This is a genomic window from Acidobacteriota bacterium (genome assembly GCA_016195325.1).
In the GTDB taxonomy this organism is placed as follows: Bacteria; Acidobacteriota; Polarisedimenticolia; order JACPZX01; family JACPZX01; genus JACPZX01.
Genome location: JACPZX010000060.1, coordinates 13,310 through 38,702 on the forward strand (window position 1 = coordinate 13,310; position 25,393 = coordinate 38,702).

15 protein-coding genes and 2 tRNA genes are annotated in these 25,393 nt (G+C 70.5%); 8 read left to right on the top strand and 9 right to left on the bottom strand.

Translation table 11 applies throughout. The features are described 5' to 3' along the window. Positions 1–290: 290 nt before the first annotated feature. On the top strand, positions 291–1,241 hold the full coding sequence (locus tag HY049_11310) for an SMP-30/gluconolactonase/LRE family protein (protein ID MBI3449492.1): 951 nt from the start codon (positions 291–293) through the stop codon (positions 1,239–1,241). Here the strand turns inward: HY049_11310 and HY049_11315 are convergent. The 8 genes from HY049_11315 to bamA form a co-directional block, all read right to left on the bottom strand. Continuing rightward, complete coding sequence (locus HY049_11315; protein MBI3449493.1) at positions 1,216–2,808, bottom strand: glycosyltransferase family 39 protein; 1,593 nt, start codon at positions 2,806–2,808, stop codon at positions 1,216–1,218. The two genes, HY049_11310 and HY049_11315, sit on opposite strands and share 26 nt — an antisense overlap. A gap of 16 nt (positions 2,809–2,824) precedes the next feature. Beyond that, complete coding sequence (locus HY049_11320; GenBank protein MBI3449494.1) at positions 2,825–6,112, bottom strand: PD40 domain-containing protein; 3,288 nt, start codon at positions 6,110–6,112, stop codon at positions 2,825–2,827. A 99-nt stretch (positions 6,113–6,211) separates the two neighbouring features. Continuing rightward, positions 6,212–6,997: an ABC transporter permease gene (locus HY049_11325; GenBank protein MBI3449495.1), complete on the bottom strand. Its 786-nt coding sequence runs from the start codon at positions 6,995–6,997 to the stop codon at positions 6,212–6,214. Next, complete coding sequence (locus tag HY049_11330) at positions 6,994–7,884, bottom strand: ABC transporter ATP-binding protein (GenBank protein MBI3449496.1); 891 nt, start codon at positions 7,882–7,884, stop codon at positions 6,994–6,996. Before HY049_11330 ends, HY049_11325 begins: the two co-directional genes overlap by 4 nt. An 83-nt stretch (positions 7,885–7,967) precedes the next feature. Further along, positions 7,968–8,807, bottom strand: a complete 840-nt coding sequence (locus HY049_11335) for a hypothetical protein (protein MBI3449497.1) — start codon at positions 8,805–8,807, stop codon at positions 7,968–7,970. Between the two features lie 9 nt (positions 8,808–8,816). Then, the gene (locus HY049_11340; GenBank protein MBI3449498.1) at positions 8,817–9,701 is read right to left on the bottom strand and encodes an ABC transporter ATP-binding protein; all 885 of its coding nucleotides are present in this window, start codon (positions 9,699–9,701) and stop codon (positions 8,817–8,819) included. Between the two features lie 101 nt (positions 9,702–9,802). Then, positions 9,803–10,234 carry an FHA domain-containing protein gene (locus HY049_11345; GenBank protein ID MBI3449499.1) on the bottom strand — a complete coding sequence of 144 codons (432 nt, stop codon included), beginning with the start codon at positions 10,232–10,234 and terminating at the stop codon, positions 9,803–9,805. A gap of 89 nt (positions 10,235–10,323) precedes the next feature. After that, positions 10,324–16,668 (bottom strand): outer membrane protein assembly factor BamA, encoded by a 6,345-nt coding sequence (gene bamA / locus HY049_11350; GenBank protein ID MBI3449500.1) that lies wholly within the window; start codon positions 16,666–16,668, stop codon positions 10,324–10,326. 93 nt (positions 16,669–16,761) lie between these two features. Here bamA and HY049_11355 point away from each other — a divergent pair, with 93 nt between their 5' ends. From HY049_11355 to HY049_11365, 3 genes are read left to right on the top strand one after another with little or no spacing between them, the layout of a single operon-like run. Then, the gene (locus tag HY049_11355; GenBank protein ID MBI3449501.1) at positions 16,762–17,151 is read left to right on the top strand and encodes a hypothetical protein; all 390 of its coding nucleotides are present in this window, start codon (positions 16,762–16,764) and stop codon (positions 17,149–17,151) included. Beyond that, positions 17,148–18,428, top strand: a complete 1,281-nt coding sequence (locus tag HY049_11360; protein ID MBI3449502.1) for a DUF1704 domain-containing protein — start codon at positions 17,148–17,150, stop codon at positions 18,426–18,428. The genes HY049_11355 and HY049_11360 overlap by 4 nt, the downstream gene beginning before the upstream one ends. Positions 18,429–18,462: 34 nt before the next feature. Beyond that, on the top strand, positions 18,463–19,191 hold the full coding sequence (locus tag HY049_11365; protein ID MBI3449503.1) for an NTP transferase domain-containing protein: 729 nt from the start codon (positions 18,463–18,465) through the stop codon (positions 19,189–19,191). Positions 19,192–19,200: 9 nt separating this feature from the next. Here the strand turns inward: HY049_11365 and HY049_11370 are convergent, their stop codons facing one another. Next, a complete protein-coding gene (locus HY049_11370; GenBank protein ID MBI3449504.1) occupies positions 19,201–23,532 on the bottom strand; it encodes a S8 family serine peptidase in 4,332 nt (1,443 codons plus the stop codon). Between the two features lie 141 nt (positions 23,533–23,673). Here HY049_11370 and rfbB point away from each other — a divergent pair, with 141 nt between their 5' ends. From rfbB to HY049_11390, 4 genes are all read left to right on the top strand, one after another. Beyond that, positions 23,674–24,693, top strand: a complete 1,020-nt coding sequence (gene rfbB, locus HY049_11375) for a dTDP-glucose 4,6-dehydratase (GenBank protein MBI3449505.1) — start codon at positions 23,674–23,676, stop codon at positions 24,691–24,693. A 39-nt stretch (positions 24,694–24,732) separates the two neighbouring features. Next, positions 24,733–24,809, top strand: a tRNA-Pro gene (locus HY049_11380). Between the two features lie 96 nt (positions 24,810–24,905). Beyond that, positions 24,906–25,202 (top strand): Smr/MutS family protein, encoded by a 297-nt coding sequence (locus HY049_11385; protein MBI3449506.1) that lies wholly within the window; start codon positions 24,906–24,908, stop codon positions 25,200–25,202. Between the two features lie 56 nt (positions 25,203–25,258). After that, positions 25,259–25,335 (top strand) — tRNA-Arg (locus tag HY049_11390). Positions 25,336–25,393: the final 58 nt, after the last annotated feature.

The following is a 25,393-nucleotide window of genomic DNA, read 5'->3' on the forward strand; positions in this document are numbered from 1 at the left end:
CGATTCCATCGCGCGTCGGCGATTTCGAGACGGCGGGGACGACGGCCGTCTTCGAGATCGTCGTGGACGACTACGCGGAGGTCTGGGTGGACGGCGCGCTCCCCCGCGAGCTGGGGCAGAGCGGCGGGTCGCTGATCCGCGGCTACAACGCCCCCAACCGCGTCGTCCTCACGGCCGACGCGCGTCCGGGGAAGAAGGTCCAGATCGCCGTCTTCGGCATCAACGGGCCGATCTCGGATCCCCCGTCGAACTTCATCTGGGTGCGATCGGCGAAGGTCGATTTCTACCGGATGCCGCGCGCCATCGCGCCGCGCACCGTCGACGCGACCGTCGTGCGGCTCGACCCCGCGATCGATGCCATCGTGCCGCGCGAGCCGAGGGTCGAGAAGGTCGCGGAAGGCTTCAAGTTCGTCGAAGGGCCGATCTGGATGCCGGTGGGGCATCTCCTCTTCAGCGGGCCGAACAGCAACGTCATCTACAGGTGGGCGCCCGGGAGCGATCTCTCGATATTCCGCGATCGGAGCGGCTACCAGGGGGCGGACATCGCCGAGTACGGCCAGCCCGGCTCGAACGGCCTCACTCTCGATCGCGAGGGTCGCCTCACGATCTGCGAGCACGGCAACCACCGGATCTCGCGCCTCGAGAAGGACGGCCGGCTGACGCTCCTCGCCGACAGCTACCAGGGGAAGCGGCTCAACAGCCCGAACGATCTCGTCTACAAGTCCGACGGCGCCCTCTACTTCACCGATCCCCCCTTCGGCCTCCCGAAGTTCTTCGACGACCGGAGGAAGGAGCTGCCTTTCAGCGGCGTGTACCGCCTGAAGGACGGTGCGCTGACGCTCCTGACCGCGGATCTCACCGGCCCCAACGGCCTCGCCTTCTCCCCCGACGAGAAGTACCTCTACGTGGACGACTGGGACACGAGCCGCAAGATCGTCATGCGCTACGAAGTCCGTCCCGACGGCGGGCTCGAGAACGGGAGGGTCTTCTACGACATGAAGGACGCCCCCGAGGAGGAAGCTCTCGACGGCCTCAAGGTGGACCAGCGGGGGAACCTGTACGTGTCCGGGCCAGGAGGCGTCTGGATCCTCTCGGAGGCGGGCGCGCACCTCGGCACGATCCGCGCGCCGGAGCTTCCCGCGAACTTCGCGTGGGGGGACGCCGACGCGCGCACGCTCTACATGACGGCGCGGGGCGGCCTCTACCGGATGCGCCTCAACGTGCCGGGGATCCGGCCGTAGCGTCGGTCTCGCCGCGCCACGGCCGTCGCAGGATGACTCGCCCGTGGTCCCGGCTCGCGACGCGGAAGCCTTTCTCGAGGAGGGCGCCGACGAGCTCCCGGCGCTCCTCCGCGATCAGCACCGACGCCGCCCTCCCGTTCTCGACGCTGCGGAGGAGGACGCTCTTTGACGAGACGGGGATGGCGGGCCGCGCCAGGTAGAAGGCGAGGCTCGGCTGGTTCATCCGGAAGGCGTAGACCGTCTCGGAGGTCTCCGCGAGGCGTGACTCCGAGACCAGCGCCCGCGCGCTCCGACCCTCCGCGAAGCTCTCGGGAACGAAGAGCGCGGCGCCGACCAGCCCGGCTCCCGCGATCCATGCGAGCGCCGGCTGCGCGAGACGCCCCCTCCCGGCGAAGGACAGCGCGCCTGCCACGGCGGCCGCGATCCCCGCGACCAGCGAGAGGACCACCAGCGCGGCGGAGTTGTCCCTCAGCGTGTGCCCGACCTCGAGCGGGAGGAGAAGCGCCCCCGCGACGGCCGCGAGGAGCCAGGCTCCCCACCGGACCGTGCGGGAGAGCCAGACCTCGTCCGTCAGCGCGAGCGCGACGAGGAGCGCCACGGCCGGCGTGATCGGGAGGAGGTACGAGTCGAGCTTTCCCCGGCCGAGGGAGAAGAAGACGAAGGCGCCGACGGCCCAGGACAGCAGGAGCGGCCGCAGCCCCTCGCCGCGCTTCAGCCGGCGGTACGCCGCGACCAGGGCGACGGGGACGAAGGCCGACCACGGGAAGAAGGTGAGGGGCGACGTGAGCAGGTAGTAGAAGGGGGACTCCGGGTGATCGAGCCCTCCCTCGAACCTCTCGAGCGTCTCGTGCCGCCAGATCTCGAGGACCTGGTCGAAGCCCATCCGGTGGAAGAGGAGAGTGAGCCACGGCGCCGCGACGAGGACGGCGATCCACGCGGCCGCGACGGCGCGCCCCGCGACCGTGATCGGCGCCCGGCGCCGCGCGAGGAGGGCCGCCGTCACGCCGAGGAGGGGGAAGACGATCGCCACGGGCCCCTTCGTGAGGAGCGCGAGGCCGAGGCAGACTCCTCCCGCGACGACATGGACCGCCGCCGGCGACGGCTCGGCCATCCCGGCGTAGAGGCTCACCGTCGCGCCGAAGACGAAGAAGGCGAGCGTCATGTCGGTGGTGGTCGTCCTCGCCATCGCGAAGAAGAGCGGCGTGGTCGCGAGGATCGCGCAGGCGGCGACGGCCGTGCGCTCGCCGGCGCGCCGCCGCGCGAAGAGGTAGAGCCAGAGGAGGATTCCGCCCGCGGCGAGCGCGGAGGGGAGGCGCGCCGCGGTCTCGTTCCATCCGAAGAGGGTGAACGAGGCGATCTCGAGCCAGTAGGAGAGAACCGGCTTCTTGAGGCGGGGCGCCCCGTCGAGGTAGGGGACGACGTAGTCCCCCCGCTGCATCATCTCCTGCGAGGTGCGCGCGTACCTTCCCTCGTCGGGGTCGATGAGCGGAAGGCGTCCCAACCCCGCGACGAGCGTCGCGAGAAGGATCGTGCCGAAGAGGAGCCGCGCGCGCGTCACCGCGCGCACGATAGCAGACGGCCTCTCAGCGAACGCGGGCGAGGTCGGCGAGGGTCGAGGCCGTCCCGTTCTTCACCACCAGCTCGATCGACGCGCTGTTCTCGATCCTCTCGAGGGGGTTCTTCGAGAGGACGACGAAGTCGGCGAGCTTGCCCGCCTCGATCGATCCGAGATCGCGGTCGAGGCCGAGGGTCTCGGCGGGGGAGAGGGTCGCGACGCGCAGCGCTTGCAGCGGCGTCATCCCCCCCTGCACGAAGGCCCACATCTCCCAGTGCGGCCCCAAACCCTGCAGCTGTCCGTGGCCGCCGAGGTTCACGCGGCCGCCCGCGTCGACCACCTTCTTCGCCGAGGCGGCTACGTCGATGTGGTGCCAGTCCTCGTCGGTCGCCATGACCGTGCGGATCCTCCCGAGCTGATCGACGACACCCTGCGGCGTCACGTTGAGGAGCTGCCGATCCTTCCAGATCTCGTAGTGCTGGAAGAACCAGCGATCGCCGAAGAAGCCGCCGTACGCCACGAGGAGCGTCGGCGTGTACGACGTTCCGCTCTGCGCGAGGACCGTGACGACGTCCTTCCGGAGGGGTGTCACCGGGAGCGCGTGCTCGATCGTCGTGTGGCCGTCGAGGACCATCGACATGTCCGACTCGAGGTCGCCGCCCCCCTCGGGGACGACCATCATCCCCTCCTCGCGCGCCGCCTGGATGATCCACTGCCGCTGCTCGCGCCGCGGCTGCATGTACGACTTCACCGAGAAGGCGCCGAGGGACTTGAGGCGCCGGAGGTGCTTCCGCGCGTCGTCGAGGCTCTTGATGACGGCCCGCTCCGGGTCGTCGGCGCCGTAGAGGATGTAGCCCGTCGAGAAGATGCGCGGGCCCGTCATCAGCCCGGCCTCCACCATCTCGGACTGGGAGAAGACCTCGTGGGTGCTCGCCGACGGGTCGTGGGTGGAGGTGACGCCGTAGGCGAGGTTCGCGAGGTACTTCCACGGGCGCTGCGGGATGATGTCCGCCGCCGAGTAGTGCAGGTGCGCGTGCTCGTCGAACATGCCGGGGATGATCGTCCTCCCCGCGAGATCGACGGTCCGGGTGCCGGCGGGGATCGGGACGCGCCCCGTGGGGCCGACCGCCCGGATCCGATCGTTCTCCACGACGAGGGTTCCGGACTCGAGGACCTCGTCCCCCTTCATCGTGACGATGCGCGCGCCGGTGTAGGCGACCGTTTCCGAAGGGCGCGCGCGTGGAAGCGTCAGCGCGATCTCGAAGCTGTCCGACGCGGGGAGCGGCTTCGGCTTGTCCTTCGCCTTGTCGTCCTTCGCCCTGTCGTCTTTCGACGGAACGGCGGCCGTCTCCTCCTCGGGGTTCGGAGCCGGCAGGGCCTTGTCGAGCGCGATCCGGTGGTAGACGGGGCCGAAGATCCAGGCGATCGACTTCCCGCCGTCCACCCACGAGACCCACTCCCCCCCCTCGTCGGTCAGCTTCGCGACCGGGAGCGCCCCGCTCTCGAGAGCGACGTCGATGGTCGAGCCGCCGAGCTGCAGGAGCGGCGCGACGTAGGCGTTGTGCAGCTCGTTCCACGCGATCCATCGCCCGTCGGGGGAGACGGCCACGTCCTCCGCGTACGTGAATCTGAGCGGCTTCTGCTTGTCCGTGCCGTCGAGCTTGACGCTGACCAGGACCGTCTTCGGCGACTCGCCAGGTTTCCCGGGCTCGTCCTCCGAGTAGTAGATCCGCTCGCCGTCGGCGGAGAAGGCGGGGCGCGCCATCCTGCGGTTCGCGCCGCGGTTTGCGGTCTGGATCACGTACCGGCTCGTCCCCCCGGTGGCCGGGACGAGGCGGATCTCCTCCCAGAGCTCGGCGATCGGGTCCTCGTCGCGGAAGGTGGCGCCGCTTCCCTTCAGGTAGACGATCCATTTCCCGTCGCGGGAGAACGAAGGGTTCGCGTACTGCCCCTTCACCTGGGTCAGCCGTACCGGCCGGCCGCCCGCGGGCGTCCCCGTCGCGGGGATCGTCATGACAGCTCCGCCTTCTGCGTCGTTCCAGGTGACGTAGGCGATCGTCCTCCCGTCGGGGGAGAAGGCGGGGGCGTACTCGAGGTCGGCGCTCGCGGTCAACCGCGCGGGCTTCCCCGACGGCAGGTCCATCGCGTAGAGGTGTCCGACCGCGGAGAAGACGAGGCGCTTCCCGTCCGGGGATTCCACCGGCCAGCGGAGGATGCGCGCCCGCACGTCCCCTTCGATCTTCTGCGGGAAGCGGACGGCGTCGGCGACCCGCTGCTCGACCTTCGCGTCGAAGGGGATCGCCGTGCGCGCGCCGCTCGCGGCGGCGTACTTCCAGATCTTTCCTTCCGCGGTGAGCACGAGCGCGGCGCCGTCCGGAGTCCAGGAGTACCCCGGGAAGACGCCGTGGAAGGCGAACCCCTCCTGCCCGTCGCGCTCCACGCCGTCGGCGAGGAGGCGCGTCGTGCCGGAGGCGAGATCCATCAGCTCGATCCGCGTCACCGCGCGGACGCGGCGCACGAAGGCCATCGTCGTGCCGTCCGGCGAGATCGCCGGGGCCGCGGCGCCGCCGAACTCGCCGGTCAGCGGCGAGGAGAGGCCGAGCTTGCGGTCAAACCTCTTGATCTGCCAGATGCCGTCGTTCACGTTGCGGTTGTAGTTGTAGCGGGTGGGGCGCGCCGAGAAGTAGATGAACCGGCCGTCGGGGGAGAAGACGGGGTCGGCCGCCTCGGGCTGATCCTCCTTCCTCGTGATCTGGATGCCGCTCCCCCCCTTCACGTGCCACATCCACAGCTCGACGGTGCCGAGCGGCGAGACGTCGATGATGCGTTTGCGGCCCACGAGGTACTCGCCGTCGGGGCTGAAGGCCGGGCTCGACACCGGTCGCTCCGTCTCCGTGGTGATCGCGCGGGCGCTCTTCCCGTCGAGATCGCAGATCCAGAGGTTCTCCGTGCCGCCGCGGTCCGAGGCGAAGGCGATCCACTTCCCGTCGGGGCTGAAGCGCGGCTGGACGTCGTAGGCCGGCCCCGAAGTGATGCGCTGCGCGTCCCCTCCGCCGATCGGGAGGAGGTACAGGTCGCCGAGCAGCGAGAGGACGATCCGCCGGCCGTCCGGCGCGACGTCGAGAGCGAGCCAGGTCCCCTCGTCCGTCGAGAACGAGATGGTCTTCGAGGCGCCGTGCTCGCCGTCCACCTTCCATGGCTTGGTCGAGTCGGGCTTTGCGGGGGGATCCGCCGCGAAAGCGGCGCCGGAGAGGACGAGTGCGGCGATGAGGGCCAGGGAGGGGCTGGCGGCTCGCGGGCGGTTCGATGGGCTCAATCGGGACTCCTTCCGTGGGCAAGGGCCTTCAGGGTGGACGGCCTCGAATCGAGGCGAGCTTACGCCACGGAAGGGCAGCGTGTTTCAGGAGGCGGGGCGCTACGCCTCGAGGACGTACTGCTTGCGGCTCACGGTGTAGCAGGCGAGGGCGACGAAGCCGGCCGTGATCGCCGCCAGGGTCAGGATGGCCACCGGGGTCGACGTGGGCGCCTGGAAGAACTGGAGCACACCCCTCTGGCCGGAAGGATGCGGCAGGAGGCTCTGGAGGTAGTGCATCACGGTGAGATGGCCGAGGTAGCCCGGGAGGTACGTCACCGCCGTCTCCCACGTGAGCGCGAAGGCGAGGCCGATGAGGAGCGCCCGCTTGAACCTCGCGCCGATGAAGCCAAAGAGGGCGCTGTAGGCGACCGTGCCGAGGGCGAGGATGGCGAGGTCCTGGAGGAAGATCCCCACGTGCCCGGCGGCCTCAGCGGGGGAATCGGCGCTGAGGAGCACGGAGAACGAGATGGAGGCCGAGGAGAGGATCATGGCCGAGGAGAGCGTCAGCGCGGCGAGGAACTTCCCGAGGAAGATCGTCGACCGCGGCACGGGCCTCACGAAGAGGTAGGTGATCGTCTTCTCCTCGATCTCGTCGCCGATGATCGCGGTGGCGTAGAAGAGCGTGATCGCGAGAAGGAGGAACGAGAGGTAGAAGAAGGTCATCACGTCGCCGGCGGCGCCGACGACGGTCTGCGCCCCCTCCCCGAGCCTGAGCCTGGAGGCGGCGACGAAGAGGAGGGTGCCGGCGATGGGGAGAGCCGAGACGAGCGAGAGGACCAGCGTCCGCTTCGTCCGAAGCTGCACGCGCATCGCGAGCGCGAAGACGGCCTTGATCGGTTCCATCATCCCACCAGATAGTCGAAGACGGCCTGCAGGTTGTCGTCCGCGCTCGTCATCGACTCGACGGCGATCCCCTGCTCGAGGACGAGCGACGGGATCCTCGAGTAGAAGGCGTCGGGGCGGATCGTCTCGACCAGCACGCCGCCGTCGTCCACGCGCACCCCCTGGACGTCCTTCCACTTCACGAGGGCCTCGGCGAGCTTCCGCGCGTCGCCCGTCTCCATGAAGATGCGGTGCGGGTGCTCGTCGATGAGATCGCGGATCTCGTGCACGTCCCCCTCGGCGACGATGCGGCCATTGTGGACGAGGAGGATGGACCGCGTCATCCCCTCGATCTCGTGGAGGATGTGGCTCGAGACGATGACGGTGGCCCCCGCGGCCCCCATCTCGCGGATCAGGCGGATGCTCGCGCGCCGCCCGATGGGGTCCATGCCGCTGAGCGGCTCGTCGAGGATGAGGATCTGCGGATCGTGGACGAGGGCCTGAGCCATCTTGACGCGCTGCCGCATCCCCTTGGAGTAGCCGCCGATCTTGCGGCCGGCCGCCGCGAGGAGGTCGACGCGCTCGAGCGCCTTCTCCGCGCGCGTTGTCGCCTCCCCGCGCGAGAACCCGCTCAGCCGCGCGAGGCCTGTGACGAACTCGAGCCCCGTGAGCCCCTCGTAGAAGCTGTCCTGCTCGGGGCAGAAGCCGAGCCGCCGCATCACGTTCGGATTGTCCCAGACCGTCTCGCCGAAGAGCGTCACGGTCCCGCGGCTCGGCCGGAGCTGACCGGTGATGAGCTTCATGAGCGTCGACTTGCCGGCGCCGTTCGGGCCGAGCAGCCCCGTGACCCCCGCGCCGAGATCGAGGTTGACGTCGTTGATGCCGATCACCTGGCCGTACCAGCGGGACATCCCGCGGCAGGCGAGGACGGCCCCCGGCACGTGGATGAACCCCGCGCCGTTCCCGTTCCCGTCGCCGTGCGGCGGCACGACGCTCACGTGACCACCTCGACGGCGCGGACGCGCGATCGCAGGACGAGCCCCGCGGCGACCGACATCACGGCCAGCGTCACGAGCGCGCCGACGCGGTGATCTCCGTACTCGCTCACGCCCCCGAAGAAGACGTACGTGAGCATCTTGAGCGAGTCGATGCCGGAGATCACGATGACGCCGTCCCGGCCGAAGACGCCGCGCATGAACTGGGCGAAGCCGCTCGTGAAGAGCGAGAGAGTGAAGAGCAGCACGCCGACGTACCGGCTGTTCTTGCTGAGCGAGGAGATGGCGAGGACGATGAGCCCCCAGGACGTCGCCGCGCAGGCCGCGTACCCCGCGAGCGCCAGGGGGATCCACCAGTAGGCGGCGAGGAACTTCGAGTCGGACGAGAAGCTCAGCTCGAGGAAGAAGAGCACGAGGCCGGGGAGCAGCGTGATCCCCACGAGAAACGTCGCGAGCGTCGCGAACTTGCCGAGGACGTAGTCCAGCTTCGTCAGCGGCTTCGACAGGTAGAGCTGGATCGCGTTCCAGCGAAGGTCGTTCGAGATGAGGCCCGCGCCCGGGTAGATGCCGAGGAGGAGGAACCACACCGTCTGGATCTCCATCAGGCGGCGGAAGAACTCCCCGTCGATCTTCGTCAGCGTCTGCTCCGGGAAGCGGTGCGCGAAGTAGATGATGAAGCCGCAGACGATGGGGGGGATGAAGGTCAGCGTCATGAAGACGACGAAGGGGCGCCGCTTCAGGAACTGGAGCAGGCCCGTCCGGGTGATCGTGACCCAGCGCGTCGCGTGGGAGGAGAAGGTGCCGCGGTAGGGGCGGTACGACTGATCGTAGATCGGCATCGTGCGCTCCTATTCCGCCCCGACCGCGCGGGCGAAGACGTCCTCGAGCGTGGGAGCGCGCCGCGACAGGTGCCTTATCTGCGCCCCCGAGTCCGCGGCCGCCTTGAAGAGGATCTCGCTCCCCGTGCCGTTCGCCAGCGAGACCTCGAGCATCCCGTCGTTCATCGGCTTCCACGACGCGCCGCACGCGGTGACGGACTTCGTGAAGGGGTCCGGGTCGCCTTTCACGCGGACCTCGTAGAGATCGAGCGCCGCCTTCTTGAGATCGGCGATCGTCCCCTGGCGGACGACCTTCCCCTTCGCGAGCATCACGACCGACGCGCACGTCTCCTCGACGTCCCTGAGGAGGTGGCTCGAGAGGATGACGTTGACTCCCTTCTTCCTGGAGAGGTCGCGGATGAGCTGGAGCATCTCGACGCGCCCCTTGGGGTCGAGGCCGTTCGTCGGCTCGTCGAGGAAGACGAGGCGGGGCCCGTGGACGAGGGCCTGCGCCAGCTTCACGCGCTGCTTCATCCCCGTCGAATAGGTCTCGACGGGCCGGTAGCGCGCCTCGCCGAGGTTCGCGTAGTACAGCGCCTCGTGCGCCCGCTGGATCGCCTCCACCCGCGGCATGCCGCAGAGCTCGCCCGCGTAGGAGCACAGCTCGACCGCGTTGAGCCCCGGGATGTGGCAGTCGACCTCGGGCATGTACCCGATCGCCTGCCGGACGTCGAGGGGGCGTTCGAGGACGTTCATGCCGAGGACGCGGGCGCGGCCGGTCGTGGGAACGAGGAACCCGAGAAGGACCTTGAGGAGGGTGGTCTTGCCGGCGCCATTGGGGCCCAGGAGCCCGACCGCTCCCTCGGGGAAGGCGGCCGTGGCGGCGTCGAGGGCCGTCATGCGCCCGTAGCGCATGCTGACCGCTTCCACCTCGACGATGTTCGGCACGATGGAGTTCTCCCCCCGAAGGCCCCGCCCTCTACGCGGAACGCGTCTCCGGGGTTCCCGCGCGGGCGCTACTGGACCCTGAACTTGAAGACGTAGGGGCTGATCGAGGCTCCGACGATGACGACGTCGCCGTCGCGAAGGGTGACGCGCCCCCCCCTGTTCTGCCCTCCCACGACGTCCCCTTCCACCAGAGTGCCGCAGGTGCTCTTCCGGTCGACGAGGGCGAACCCGACGCCTTCCCGCTCGATCTGGAAGTGCTCCCGGCTCACGTTCATGGGCTCTTTCGTCTCGATGAGATAGAGGTCGTTGTTCGGCTTCGCGGCCGGCTCGCGCCGCTCCGACCTCATCCCCTTGTCGGTCCACTGCATCTTCCGGTTCTCGCGCCCGACGCGGAAGGGGAACTCGCGGATCTCGATCTCGGCGGCGCCGATCGCCGCCTTCGTTTCGGGGGAGAGGGCCGCGAGGAACGCGCGGAGAGCGGGCCCGGCGTGGGATGCCATCGAGAGACCTCCGAATGGGAAGACCGGCCGGCGGGCCGGGTCGGCGCGGATGTTACCGCATCACCCCGGCGGCGGTCCAAGCCGCGCGGCTAGAAGGCTTGGCCGACGCTGAGGAACAGCTCGTAGCGCGACTCGTGCCTGCGGACGATCGATCCCATCGGGGGGCAGCCCGGAGACAGGCAGAACATGTCGCTCTTCGGATCGAGCTTGCGCCCGTACTCGATCCGGAGCGGGCCGAGGGGCGTGTCGAACCGGATTCCCGTGCCGAGGGTGTGGCGGAACCCGTCCTGCACCGCGACGATGGACCTCTGCCTGACGACGGCCGTGCCCGTGAACCGGATCGCGGACGGGGTCAGGAAGACGTTGCCGGCGTCGTAGAAGACGACTCCCTTGAGGCCGCCGAGGATCGGGAAACGCAGCTCCTCGTTCACGAGGATGGAGAACTGCCCGCCGATGGGCGTCAGGGTCGCGAGATCGAGGGGGCCCGCCTCGTCGATGCCGAAGCCTCGCAGCGTCGTGTCGCCGCCGGCGAAGAAGCGATCCGCGAGGGGAATGTCGGTGGTCGATCCTATCGGCTTCTCGTGGCCCATGCGGAACGACGTCGCGAAGACGGTGCGCTCCGAGATCGAGCGGAACCACGCCCACGAGACGAACAGGCGCGAGAACTGCTGCTGCGAGCCCACCGCCGCGAGGTAGAGGCGCGCGTCGGCCGTCGTGAACGATCCGCGCGCCGGGCTCAGGATGTCGTCGCGGGCGTCGTGCACCAGGGACCCGGCGACATTGGCCAGCCTCACGTCCTGCGCGCCGATGTCGGTGCCGGGATCCAGGTTCGGGTCGACGTTGAGGAGCGCCACGTCCTCCACGGAGTACCGGCCGAGCAGCGTCCACCGCCGCGTGGGCTGGTGCTTGAGCTGGATCGTCCCCCCCTCGCGCCGCTCCTCGAACGACGGGCGCTCGTCCTTCTCCCAGAAGGCGGTGATGAGCCCCTCGAACGGGATGCCGAAGAGCCTTCGGTCCGTGAGGTTCACCTGCGCCCGGCGCTGGAGCGAGCTGTGGCTCACGAAGAGGGAGGCGGACCGCCCGGTGCCGAACAGGTTGTCGTGCCCGATCTGCGCGAACTCCTGAAGGCTCTGCTCGGTGTTGTAGCCGACGCCGACGGCGGTGAGGAGGGGATCCCCCTCGGCGACGGTGACGACGAGGCGGGCCAGCTCCCCGCCCCCGGGCTCGGGGACGATGCGCAGATCAATCGAGCGGAAGATGCCGAGGGCGTAGAGCTTGCGCTGCGCGATGAGGGTGCCGTTGCGGCTGATCGGATCTCCGGGCTTCAGGGGGATCTCGCGCGCGATCACCGATTCGTTGGTCCGGCTGTTCCCCCGGATGGAGATCGAGGAGAGGACCTGGCGCGGCCCCTCGTCCACCTCGAGGATCACCTTCGCGGCGGCCGGCGGCCCCTCGATGCGGCTGCGCACCCTCGCCTGGTTGTACCCGTTGCCGTCGAGGACGTCGCGCACCCTCTCCACCGCGGCGTCCACCGCCGACGGGCGTATCCCCGATCCGGGGACGAGCAGGGTTGCCTCCCGCAGGCTCGAGGCCGGGTACGTCGTCGTCCCCTCGATCGTGACCTCGTGAAGCGACCAGACCTCCCCCTCCTCGATGCGAAACGTCACGTCGGCCCGCTTCCGGTCGGGGGACATGAGAATCCGGGGCTCGTCCACCTTCGCGTCGAGAAAGCCGTGCGCGAGATAGACGGAGCGGATCGCCTCGGCGTCGGGCTTGAGGGCGGGCGTCCGGAGCCTCCCCGTCGTGTTCCACCGGTTCTCGACCGTCTCCATCACCCGGCGCAGCTCCGCCTCGGGGACCGCGGTCCTTCCCTCGAACGCGAGGGTGCGCACGCTGGCCTTCGGGCCGCGGTCCACGTCGTACGTGATCCGGATCCGGTCCCCCTCCACCTCCGTCGACGTCTTCACGGCGGCCGTGGCGTACCCGTCGCCCCCCAGCCGGGTCCGGATCGCCGCCTCTCCCGCCGCCGGGAGCTGATCGCGACCGGCCGTTCCGTCGAGGGCATCGGCGATGACCTTGTTGATCGCGCGGGAGCGCCGGATCCCGATCACCTCCGTGTCCACCCTCGGGCCGGCGCTCACGTCGTACGTCAGCTCGACGGTGCGCTCCCCCCCGGGCCCCTCCGCGCCGCGCGAGGCCAGGCGCACCGAGGCGAGCGGATACGAGTGGCGCGTGAGCCACGCGCGCAGCATTTCGCGCGCCTCGAGCACGTCCCCGCGCGTGTAGGACCGCCCCTGCCTGAGGCCGAGGCTCTTTTTCAACGGCTCGGCGTCGCCGTCGAACCCGGTGACGTCGAGAAGGGAGACTTCGGCCCGCCCGCGGGAGAACTCGGCGCCGGCTCCTTCCGCCGCGGAGCCGGCCGCCGCCTCGAGGATCTTCGGGCGGCGCGCTCCAAGACCCCACCGGTGACGGAACCTCACGTCACCCGAGCTCGTGCCGTCGGCGTTGCGCGTCCCGAGGAGCTGGAAGGAGCGGCTCAGGTCGTACTGGAACTGGTAGATCTGCTCCTGGTTGGCGCCGAGGCTGTCGGAGTACACGAAGAGAAGCTTCGGCGAGACGCGCTTCGTCAGCGTGACGCGGGCGGTCGGGTCCGCGCGGCCGTTGAAGAACTGGGGCTCGATCTGCACGCTCGTCAGGTTGAGGACGCGCCCGACCGTGTTGCTGAGAGAGCCGGTCAGCGGTGCGGTCAGGTACTGCCCCACGTTCTCCTCCGCCGCGAGGGCGACGCCGGTCTCCTGGCCGTACGTCTCCGCATACGTCTTGCCGGTCACGAGGAGAGCCACGACGTCGCGCGTCGGAAGCTGCGGCTGAGACGTCAGCTCGAACCGGGGCTTCGAGTAGCGTCCCAGGACGCGGAGCGTGATCTCGTACGCCTGGACCTGCGTCCGGGCCGTCAGATCGAGGAGCGGGTCGACGACGTCGGGGTCGTCGAAGTCGATCCCGCCCCCCTCCGTCCGGTACGTGACCTCGCGGAAGCGGAACGTCCCGCCGTCGAGGACGGAGATCCGGCCGGTGATCTCGGGCTGGGCGAACGTCCCCGAGACGTGGAGCCGCGCGGAGCCTTCGAGGCGGGCGGCGTTGTTGCGGACGAGAACGTCCGACGGCGCGACGACGTCGATGTCGAGCGCGGGGGAGGGGAGGGCGCTGAGGGGCCGCTCGCCGGATGCGGCGCGGACGCGGCCGATGGCGGGGCTCGCCTCGAGCTCGAGCTCGCGGTTGTAGATCGCGCGGACGACGTCGAGGCGCCCCTTCATCGCGGCCTCGCCGCCGCTCCGCACGATCTCGAGCGAGGCGTCGAAGAGGATCGTCAGGTCGGGGAGCGGGGTCATCTGGAGGTTCGATCCGTGGAGGTGGAGCTCGGAGCGGACGACCTCGATCCCGCGGAGCTGCCCCTTCCCGGTCCCGGCGACCTCTCCCCCGGCGAAGTTGAAGGCGACCGACTCGATGTCGAGCGATCCGTCGGGGGCGGCGGTGGCCGTCGCGCGAAAAGCCTGGAGCGGGAGAGGCGCCCCGGGAAAGGCGAGCGACGCGAGATCTGCCGCCATCCGGCCGCCGTAGACCAGCCGCCCCTCCTCGGAGTTGGCGTGCAGGTCGATCTCGAGCGTTCCGCGCGCCTCGATCTCGGGGTCGGCGAGCCTGAGGAGCGCCGCGTCGAAGCGCCCCGACGCGTTCCCCGCTCCGGCGAGACCGGCGCGCACGTCGTACACGCCGGAGATCGTGAGGTCCGTTCCGCTGCCGCGGATGCGCGTGCGGCCGAGCCACACCTCCCCGTCGCGAAGCGTCGCCTCGCTCTCGCCGTCGATTCCCAGCTCGGCCCCGCCCGCGTCGAGAGTGAGCGCCGTGAATCGCGCGGTCAGATCCGCGCCCTGCGGGTCGCTCGCCGGGATCGTCCCCCAAATGCGTCCCGACACCTTCCCCGCCAGCCCGGAGAGCGTCCCGGCCGGAAGGAGAGGGCGGATCCGCTCGAGCGACGTCCCGTCGAGGACGAGATCCAGCCGGGCCGCCTCGGCCGACGGGGGCCACCCGATGGTTCCGGTCAGACCGAGCTCCGCGGCGGCGACGCTCGCCCGCGTCCCGTCGGGCCCCGACTCGAGATCGGCGGTCACCTCGCCGGCGGGAACCCCGAAAATCACAAGGCCCGCGCCGCGCGCCGTTCCCTTGAACGTCGCGCCGGCCCGGCCCGCGACGGCTTCGCCTTGAAACGAGACGAGGCCTGCGGACCCCCGGGCCCCGCCGGGCGTCGCCGCGAGGAGCCGCTCCACGTCGAGATCCCTCGAGACGATTCGAAGGGTCGCCTCGCCCGATTCGGGAGCGCAGTCGCCGGTCGCCTGGACCGTTCCGGCGGCGGAGACCGCGATCCCGCGGCGGATCTCGATCACCGGCCCGCGCGCCACGGCCGCGACGCTCAGCTCGTCGAGAGGAATCCCCGCGTACGCCGCGCCGCGGGCGGTGAGGGAGATCTCGCGGCCCGCGTCGCCCGTCCCGGCGGGCGCCGGAGCGTCGAGATCGATCCGCGCGCCGCCCGAGATCGTCCCCCCCGACATCGAGGCGAGGCCGAGGGCGGCCCAGATCGGATCGCCCGGGACATCCTTCAGCGCAAGGTCGGCCGCGCGGAGAGGCTCGGCGTGGATCGAGTCCATCTTCAGCGAGGCCGACGCCGACCAGTCCGCCCCGCGGATCTCGAGGCCTTCGAGAGCCAGGCGACCTCGGCCGTATCTCCATGCCGTCCGTGCGCTCACTCCCGTCAGGACGGCGGCCCCGGGACGGAGCGTGAGGGCAACGCCTGCCAGGTCGCCATTCGCCGTCACGCCCCGGTCGTCCATCGCGACGCGGGCGCGCCCCGAAACCTCCCCCGCGATGCGCTCGTCGTCGGCGAGATCGGCCGCCGCCGGGAATCGGCGCAGGGCGGCGAGGACCGCCCCGGACTCCGCGCGATCGATCGAGACGTCGGCGTCGAACCCGCGGCGATCCCGGAAGACCTCCCCGTCGAAGCGGAACGCCCCTCCCGGAAACGTGAAGCGTCCCCCCCGCAGCGCGACGGCGCGGGCTCCCGGCCAGGCCTCGAGCGAGCCGGTCAGCGCGATCGCGGGCCGGCCCCCCGGAGCGCCGCCCGTCCCGGCCCCGAGGCCCGGCGCGAACGGCTCGAGGAGGACGGCGAGGGACCCGTCGAGCGTGGCGGCCTCGCCGGCCCGCCACGTCACGGTGCCTTCGACGCTCGCGGTCACGTCGGCGACGGGCAGGCGGCGATCGACGAAGCCGAGCATGTCGCGATAGAGGATGGGAGAGATCTTCACGCGCGCCTCGCTCGCCCCGTCGGGACGGCGCGTGATGCGGGCGACGAGGGCGCCGGCGCTCGCGGGGCTCGGGCCTGCGATCGTCGGGGTGAGGCTTCGGGCCGTGACGTCGACGGTGAGGGCGCCCCCCTCGAGGGTGAATCTCCCCTCCGCGCGCGGCGCCGTTGCGAGGCCGGCGTAGGCGACGTCCGTCATCGTCCCGCTCCCGCTCACCTGCACCGCCCCCTCCACGACGGCCGCGGTCGCGGTGAGATCGATCTCCCCGGCGCTGATCGGGAGATCTCCCAGGAGGGACTCCGCGGCCGCCCCCGTCGCGGCGACGCTCGTGCTGACCCTGGCCGCACCCCCTTCGGCGTGGCGCCAGCCGGCGCTCCCCGAGCCCCGCAGTCCGGCTCCCCGGACGCTGAACCGACGGACGTTGAGGAAGCTCGGATCGAGGGAGAAGATCGCCTCCACGGCGTCGCCGGCGAGGACGTGGTCCCCGTACGCGGCGCGAAACGATCCGGCGCGCACCGATCCGTCGACGCAGTTGCGGGCGCCGCACCCCGCCGAGGAAGCGGCGGCCTCGATCCCGGCCGCCTCGAGCGAGAAGGGGGCCGCGGAGCCGAGGTAGACGAGCGTGCCGTGGCGCACGAGGATCTGGCGCACCTCGATGGGGTCGCCCGCCGCCCCGTGGTCGGCGCCGGGCGATCGAGGCGCGGAATCCGGCTCGTACCTCAGCTCGACGCCGTCCACGTCGACTTCGTCGACGGCGACCTTCCCCCGGAGGAGCTCCTCCATCGAAAGGGACGCCGAGATCCGCCGCGCCGCGAGAAGGGGACGATCGAAGGAGCCGCCGGAGCCCGCCACGACCAGCTCGCGGATCCGGGCCGACGGCGGGAAGAGCGACAGCGCGCAGGATCCGACGCGGGCCTGCCGGCCCGTCGCCGCCTCGAGCCCGGACACGAGCGTCGCCGACGCGAGCTGCGCGGCGCGATCGGTCTTGAGGAGAATCCCCGCGAGGCAGACGAGGATCGCCGCCCCCGCGGCGACGCGCAGGATCCAGACCATCGCCGAGGTGAGGGCTCTCGCGCCTTTCATGCTCTCCGGGCCTGCACTAACCTTCCGCGGGCTGATGCGGACCCGATCATGCGGGCGGCGCCGTCAACGTTCAAGAAGAAAAGGATTCCCGGGATGGGAGGTTTCAGGGTGCGGCTGAGGGCGGCGGTGCTCCTCGCCGTCGTCGCTCTCGGGGCGGCCGCCGATCCCAACGTCCCGCCGACGAGCGCCGAGCGGATCGCGGGGCGGTGGAGGATCACTCTTCAGGGGCTGGCCGACGCGCACGAGGACATCATGGCCTCTCTCGCGGTCGAGGGCGAGCTTCTCTCGGGGACGCTCAGCGTGGGGCGGGAGAGCCTGAACGTGGCGTCGGGAAAGGTCGTCGGAGTCGACTTCTCATTCACCTTCCGCCACGCGGCGGGGGAGATGGTCAGGATGAAGGGGGCCGCGGACGCGGACGGCCTTTCGGGCAGGTGGGAGTTCGGGAACGCGCGCGGCACGTGGCGCGCCGCCCGGTCGAAGTGAGCCCCCGAATCCCCTCACGGGACACGTACGCCGAGCGGCTCGCCGCCATCTCCACCGCCATCATCACCGCGCAGCGCCCCATCCGGATCCTCCACGCCGTCACGTGGCCCGACGCGGTGCGCCGCCGGTTCCTCGCGCGCGGCGCGCGGGAGCTCCCCGAGGTCGACATCCCTCCCCTGGGGTTCGACCCGGGCGCGGTCCGGCAGCGGTTCCGCGAGATCACCTCGACGCTCGACGCCGGGGATCCGATGCACGCGATCCTCCGCGAGACGTGCGACCAGTACGCCCGCGTCACGGAGATGCTCGCGGCGCGCGGGACGTCGCGATTCCACGCGATCTCGCGCGAGCTGTACGGAGCTCCCGCCGATCCGCTCCTCGACGGCGACACGACCAGCCTCGACCTCGCGCGCCACCTGGCCGCCGCTCTCGGGGGGGGACGGGCGAAGCTCGGCGCGCGCGAGGAGGGGAGGATCCGCGACGAGGAGGTCGCGGCGATCCTGAGGCGCCGGCTGTCGCGATTCTTCTCGGGCGATCGGATCACGATCGAGGTGAGCTCGCGCCTCACGGTCGACGCCGCGGCGGGGGCGCGGCGCATCCGCGTGAAGAAGGGGGCACTCTTCACGCGGCGCGAGGTGAAGTACCTCGAGCATCATGAAGGGCACATCCACGTCGCGACGACGCTCAACGGGCTGCGGCAGCCCTTCCTGAAATGCCTCGCCAAGGCGTCGCCCCGCTCGACGCGGTACAACGAGGGGCTCGCCGTCTTCTCGGAATGGGCGGGACAGAGCCTGACCGTCCGCCGCCTCCTCAAGCTGAAGGATCGCGTCGTCGGCATCCGCATGGCCGAGGAGGGGGCGGACTTCCTCGAACTGTACCGGCACCATCAGGCGCTGGGGTACACCCGCGACGAGGCGTACGAGGCGACGCGGCGGATTTTCCGGGGGGCGGACGTGCGCGGGCGCTGGCCGTTCACGAAGGACGCCTCCTACCTCTTCTACTTCATCCGCGTCTTCACGTTTCTCCGCGCGGCGATGAGGCTGAAGCGGTTCCGCGAGATCGACATGCTCTTCGCCGGGAAGGTCACGCTCGAGGATCTCCCCGTGCTGCGGCGGATGCAGCGCCGCGGCCTCGTCGTGCGCCCGCACTACCTTCCGCCCTGGGCCCGCAACAAGGACTGGCTCGCGTGCCACACGGCCCTCTCGTCGTTCGTGGACCGGATCCGCCTCTCCGAGGCCGAGCGCGGATACGAGCGGCTGCTCGAGTCCGGATCCGATTGACACAGGCCGGGACGGAAGGCAAAGTCACGCCGCCATGAAGGGGATCATCCTCGCCGGCGGTCTCGGCACGCGGCTCGACCCGCTCACGCGGATCACCAACAAGCACCTCCTCCCGGTCCACACCCGGCCCATGATCCACTACCCGCTCCAGGCGCTCATCAACGCCGGGATCGAGGACATCCTGATCGTCACCGGGGGGAACAGCGCGGGCGACTTCCTGCGCCTCCTGGGAAACGGCTCCGAGTTCGGGCTCAAGCACGTGAACTACACGTACCAGCAGGGGGAGGGGGGGATCGCCGCGGCGCTCTCTCTCGCCGAGTACTTCGCCGCCGGCTCGCCGATCTGCGTGGTCCTCGGCGACAACATCATCGAGACGAACTTCCGGATCTCCGCCGAGAAGTTCCTCGCGCAGAAGAAGGGGGCGAGGATCCACCTCTCTCAGGTCGCGGATCCCCAGCGCTTCGGCGTGCCCGCGTTCGAGGGGGACAGGATCGTGCGCATCGACGAGAAGCCGTCGAGCCCCGCCTCGCGCTACGCCGTCACGGGCATCTACATGTACGACCCGGCCGTCTTCGAGATCATCAAGACGCTCAAGCCCTCGTCGCGGGGGGAGCTCGAGATCACCGACGTGAACAACGCCTACATCAAGCGAGGCGAGCTCACGTGGGAGGTCCTGGACGGCTGGTGGACCGACGCCGGCACTTTCGAGTCTCTGCTGAGCGCCGGAAACCTGGTCGCGAGGACGGGCGCCAACCGGATGTGATCGGGCGCGCTAAGGGCAGACGTTCGAGTGCTCGCGCTCCGCTCCCGCCGCCGTCGTCCCTCTCGACCCCTCGAGAACGCCCTTCACGCCCGCGACGAGATAGAACTCCACCTTTCCGAGCGCCACCGTCTCGACGAACTGCGCCGTGTTCGGCGTGACCGTCGTCAGGCAGAAGCCGCCGGCGTGACCGCCGTGCACGTCGGTCCCGGTGCCGTGATAGATGCGGTACTTCGTCGCGCCCCCGGTCGGAACGTCCCAGTCGAGCTGCGTGAGGCCGTTGAGATTCTGGATGAGCAGGTTGTTCACCTGGAAGCACTCGTTCCCGGAGACCGCCGGCCAGCTCGGGTCGCTGCAGTTGTCGTTGAACCCGTCGCACACCTCGGGCGCCCCCGGGTAGACGAACCCCCGGGTGTTGTCGCAATCACCCGCGCAGAGGGGGACGCCGTCGCCGTCCCCGTCGAGCTCGTTCGCGGGGAGGGACCCGTCGCAGTTGTCGTCGAGTCCGTCGCAGATCTCGGGCGCGCCGGGGTGGACGGTCGCGCGCTCGTCGTCGCAATCGGCCGGGCAGCCGGAAGGCGCCCCGAAGCTCGTGTTCCCGTAGCCGTCCCCGTCCTTGTCGGTGCAGGTGTCCGTCGTGTTCGGCACCCCGTCGCCGTCGCAGTCGCCGAGAACCTTGGGTGAGAAGTAGAGCGCCGAGCCCACGTCGGCTCCCACGCCGGCGTCGCGGAGCGGAACGCCGGCGATCACGTCGGGGTAGGCGTCCCCGTCGAGCGAGGCGATGCCAACGAGGCTCGAGCCGAACGAGTCCGAGGCGGTGGGCACCGGGTGCGCGACCGATCCGAAGAGCGCTCCGGTCCGGCCGCTGAAGAGCAGGATCGCCCCCGCGTCGATGTTCCCCGAGACGTCGCGGAACGGCTCGCCGATCGCGAGGTCGGCGATCTTGTCCTGGTCGATGTCGCCCAGCGCCGCGACGGCCGAGCCGAAGCGGTCCCCCGCGGCTCCGTTGGGGTCCGCGACGCGCTCGAGGACCGCGCCGCTCGCGCCGGAGAGGAGCAGCGCCTGCCCGACGTCCAGTCCAGCGCCCGTCGTGTGCCCGGGCGCGCCGGCGAGGATCTCCGTCTTCCCGTCGCCGTTGACGTCGGCGACCGACGCGATGGCGGACCCGAGCTGATCGCGCGCCCCCGGCGTCGAGTCGGCGTACACCGCGATGAGGGCGCCGCTCGCCCCGGAGAAGAGGAAGACGGCGCCGGAGTTCGTGATCGCGCTGCTGTCGCGGTTCGGGGCCCCGACGGCGAAATCCTCCTTGCCGTCGCCGTTCACGTCGCCGATCCCGACGACAGCGCTCCCGAAGGCCTCGCCCGCCTCGTCCGACGGATCGGTGACGACCAGGAGCTGCTGTCCTGTGCGCCCGTCGATGACGTAGACGGCGCCGCTGCAGCCGGGGCCCCCCGCGCAATCGCCGGGGGCGCCGGCGAGGATCTCGCCGATGCCGTCCCCGGTCGTGTCGCCGAGGCGGGCCACCGCCGCGCCCAGGCGCGAGCCCGAGGGCTGGATCGAGTCGCCGAAGGCCCAGATGACGGCTGCCGTCACGTTCGAGAAGAGGACGACGCGACCCTGATCCGTGAAGCCGGTCGTGGCGATGTGATGGGGCGCCCCGGCGACGATGTCCTTGCGAAGGTCACCGTCGACGTCGTCCGCGACGGCGACCGCGCTTCCGAGCTGGGCCGTGCTGCTCGAGCCGGGATCGGTGTACCGCCTCACGATCGCGCGCGTCGCGCCGGAGACGAGCACGACGCTCCCGCTGGCGTTCAGCCCCGCGGGGTAGCCCGGCGCGCCGATGAGCACGTCGGGGAACGAGTCCCCCGTGAGATCTCCCGACGTCGCGAGCGCGGTGCCGAGCGCATCGCCCGGCCCGCCGTTCGGGTCCGTCGTGGTCGCGTACGTGGGGGCCTGCGTCACGTGCGGATAGCTCGGGTCGATGACGCCGTCGCAGTTGTTGTCGAGCCCGTCGCAGACGTCGGCCAGGCCGGGCTTCACCTTGTTGTTCGAGTCGTTGCAGTCCCCCTGGCACTCGGAGAGGCCGTCGCCGTCGTCGTCGGTCTCCACCGCCAGCGACGGCCAGATGGGGCTGTTGCAATCGTTGTTGCGCCCGTCGCAGACCTCGGGGGCTCCCGGGTAGACGACGGCCGAGGTGTCCAGGCAATCCCCCGCGCACACGCGGAAGCCGTCGAGGTCGAGGTCCGCCTCGTTGGCGGGGATGATCAGATCGCAGTTGTTGTCCAGACCGTCGCAGAGCTCCGGCGCTCCCGGGTGGACCGACGGGCGCGTGTCGTTGCAGTCACCCTGGCAGATGCGATACCCGTCGTGGTCGGCGTCCGCCTCGTTCGCCGGGATAATGAAATCGCAGTCGTCGTCGAGCCCGTCGCAGATCTCGGGGGCTCCCGGATGCACGGCCGCGTTGGTGTCGTCGCAATCGCCGGCGCACCCGCGCACTCCGTCTCCGTCGGCGTCGAGCTCCGACGCGGGGATGACGCCGTCGCAGTCGTTGTCCTTGCCGTCGCACAGCTCGGGGAACCCCAGGCGCACCGTCGCGTCGGCGTCGTTGCAGTCCCCCCCGCACTCCGCGAGGCCGTCGTGGTCGTCGTCGGTCTCGACCGAGAGCGACGGCCAGCCCGGCGCGCTGCAATTGTTGTTGAAGCCGTCGCAGACCTCGGGGGCCCCGGGGTAGACATTGGCGCGGTTCGGGTCGCAGTCGCATGCGTCCCCCGCCGGGTCGCCGTCGGCGTTCGCCTGGCTCTGGTTGGTGACGAAGGGGCAGTTGTCGCAGGCGTTGCCGAGCGTGTCGCCGTCGGAGTTCGCCTGCGTCGGGTTGTACGTGTTCGGGCAGTTGTCCGAGGCGGTCGGGATCCAGTCGAGATCCGGATCGAACCCGTTCAACGCCGCGAGGAGGTCGATGCGCGGGTAGGAGATGCCGCTGTCGGGGTTCAGCGTGGACACCCCGTAGTGCTTCAGGTTCCCCTCGATCACCTGCGGCGTCGCGGTGGGCTTCGCGTGGAACATGAGCGCGAAGGCGCCCGCGGCGTAGGCCGCGGCGGAGGACGTGCCGCCGATGTCGCGCGTCCCGCCGCCCATCGCCGTCGTCGTCGCCTTCCACGAGGAGGCGAGGAGATCGAGTGGGAGCCCGGCGTTCCCGCGGCACAGGTAGACCCCGGGCCCCGTCGTGCTGTTCGTGCACAGGATCGCGGTGCACGTCGGGGCGTCGAAGCACCAGGTCGTGCTGCCGAGGTTCGCGTCGTAGACGGCGCCCACGCTCGTCGCGGCGGCCGTGCACGCGGGGAAGGAGACCCCGTTGTCGTAGCCGTTGTTGCCGGTGGCGACCGTCACGGCGACGCCCGCGTTGACCAGGCTCTGGATCAGGAGGGAGGTGTTCGACTGGCTGCAGAGCGGATTGCTCGAGTCGTTGTACTGGCCGTCGTCGCCGAGGCTCAGGTTGGCGACCTTGACGTTGTACGTCGCGTGGTTCGCCACGAGCCAGTTCAGCGCGTCGTCCACGTTCGAGAAGCTGCCGGCGCCGTTCGCACCGAGCGCCTTGAGGGCGATGATCTTCGCGGCCGGGGCCATCCCCTTCAGCGTGACGGAATTCGCGGCCGCGATCCCGGCCATCGACGTGCCGTGCCCGAAGTCGTCCATCGGGTCGGGGTCGTTGTTGACGAAGTCGTACCCCGCGACGACGCGGCACGCCGGTCCGAAGCACCCACCGAGGGCGACGTGCGTGTAGTCGACGCCGCTGTCCAAGATGGCGATGCCGATGCCGGTCCCGTTGTAGCCCAGTCCCTGGAGCACGTCCCCCTTCATCAGGGGCACCCCCTCGGCGAGGAGGGCGTGGACCTGTCCGTCGAGGTACACGCGCGCGACGTAGGGGTTGGCCTCGAGGGCGGAGAGACCCAGGGCGTCGACGTCCGCGACGAGGCCGTGGACGTGCGAGTGCTCCCGCACGACGTGGACGCCGCTTCGCCCCGACAGCGCCGCCCGGAAGAGCCCCTGCGCGCCGGCGACCTCGCGCCTGAGCGCCGATTCGTCGGCGCCGGTCGCGGAGGCGGGGAGCGCTCGGAATCCGCGCAGCGTCACATTGACGCGCACCGCCCCACCTGCGGCCACGGCCTGGGCGACCGCCGGGTCTATCTCGGGGCCGACCCCCGGGGAGGGCGCCTGCGGGCGGGAGGAGGGGGCGGCGATCGACTCCACGCGAGGCGCGCCGTGCCCGCCGACGAGCAGGAGAGCGGAGAGACAGACGACTCTCAGCAGCGCGCGAGCGGACCCGTCGCGAGCTCGTCCGGTCATCAATGAACCTTCACGAAAGGTATTGGACGATTCAACCCCACCCCGGTGGTGAACACCTTATCATCCACGAAAAAGCCAATTCGCGCCACAAGAGTTTTCCTGCTCTTGATCGTCGGGATGGGCCGCGGGTACTCTCCCTGGATGAGACTCTTCGTGACGGGCGGGTGCGGCTTCATCGGATCGAACTTCATCCGGCACATCCTCGCCGCCCATCCGGGAGCGACGATCTGCAACGTGGATCTGCTCACGTACGCGGGGAACCCCGAGAACATCGCCGACCTCGAGGACGGCCGCAGGCTCCGGACGCTGCGCGCCGACATCGCCGACGAGCCGCTGATGATGGACCTCCTGGCCGAGGGGTTCGACGCGGTCGTCAACTTCGCCGCCGAGAGCCACGTCGATCGGAGCATCGAGAGCGCGCGCGACTTCATCCGCACCAACGTCGCGGGGACGCAGGTGCTGCTCGAGACCTCCCGCAGGTGCCACGTCCCGCTCTTCCTGCAGGTCTCGACCGACGAGGTGTACGGCGCCCTTGATCTCGACGACCCCGCCCGGTTCACCGAGTCGACCCCGCTCGCGCCCACCTCGCCGTACGCCGCGAGCAAGGCGGCCGCGGATCTTCTCGTCCTCGCGGCGTTCCGGACCTTTAGGCAGCCGGTGGTCGTGACGCGCTGCTCGAACAACTACGGCCCGTACCAGTTCCCCGAGAAGTTCCTCCCGCAGATGATCCTGAACGCGCTCCAGGGGAAGCCGCTCCCGATCTACGGCGACGGGCTCTACGTGCGCGACTGGATCCACGCGGAGGATCACTGCCGCGCGATCGAGGCGGCGCTCCTGCGAGGGAAGCCCGGCGAGATCTACAACGTCGGCGGCGAGAGCGAGCGGCCGAACATCGAGGTGGCGCAGGAGATCCTGAGGCTCACCGGCCGGCCCGAGAGCCTCCTCACGCGCGTCACCGACCGGCCCGGGCACGATCGGCGGTACGCCGTGGACGCCGGGAAGCTCCAGCGGGAGCTCTCCTGGGCGCCGGCGATCCCCTTCTCTGAAGGGCTCGCCTCGACCGTGCGGTGGTACCAGGATCACGAGCCGTGGTGGCGCCGGATCGTGGAGGGCTCCTACCTCGTGGATCGCCGCGCCGCGCGGTCCGCAGAGTCCCGCTGAGCCTTCCGTCCACGCCGACTGTGGTAGATTCGCACCCATCGGGGCGTGGCGCAGCCTGGTAGCGCACCTGCTTTGGGAGCAGGGGGCCGTCAGTTCGAATCTGACCGCCCCGACCAGCGCGCCGGTTTTCGGTGGCGGTGCGCGCCGAACGCCTGTACAGTCCAGCAGCAAAACAGAGCGACGCCATCCCGCGGCGCCGAGAGGTGCCCGACATGCCGAGCCCCATTCCAGGAAAGAAAGAGCGCCCGGTTCGGATTCCGGTTGAAGACGCGATCGATCTCCACGTCTTCGCGCCTCGCGAAGTTCGTGCGGTAGTGGAGGAGTACCTGGAGGAGGCGTCCACCGCGGGCTTCGCGGAGGTCCGCCTGGTCCACGGCCGCGGCGTCGGCTCGCAGCGCGAGGCGGTGCGGACCGTATGCGCCCGCCATCCGCGCGTCGCGTCGTACTCGGACGCCACGCCGGAGCGCGGCGGCTGGGGGGCGACGATCGCCCGCCTCCGCCCCCGCTGATCCGCTCCGTCGGTTGACGCCCTCTCAGCCCCCCGTTTATCATCGCGCCACTCGATGCGCCTGTAGCTCAGATGGATAGAGCGGCAGATTCCGGATCTGTAGGTCGGGGGTTCGAATCCCTCCAGGCGTACCACACTCTCGTCGCGGGCACCGGTGCCTCCCTCAAGGGCAACAGGTGCCCGCGCTCATCC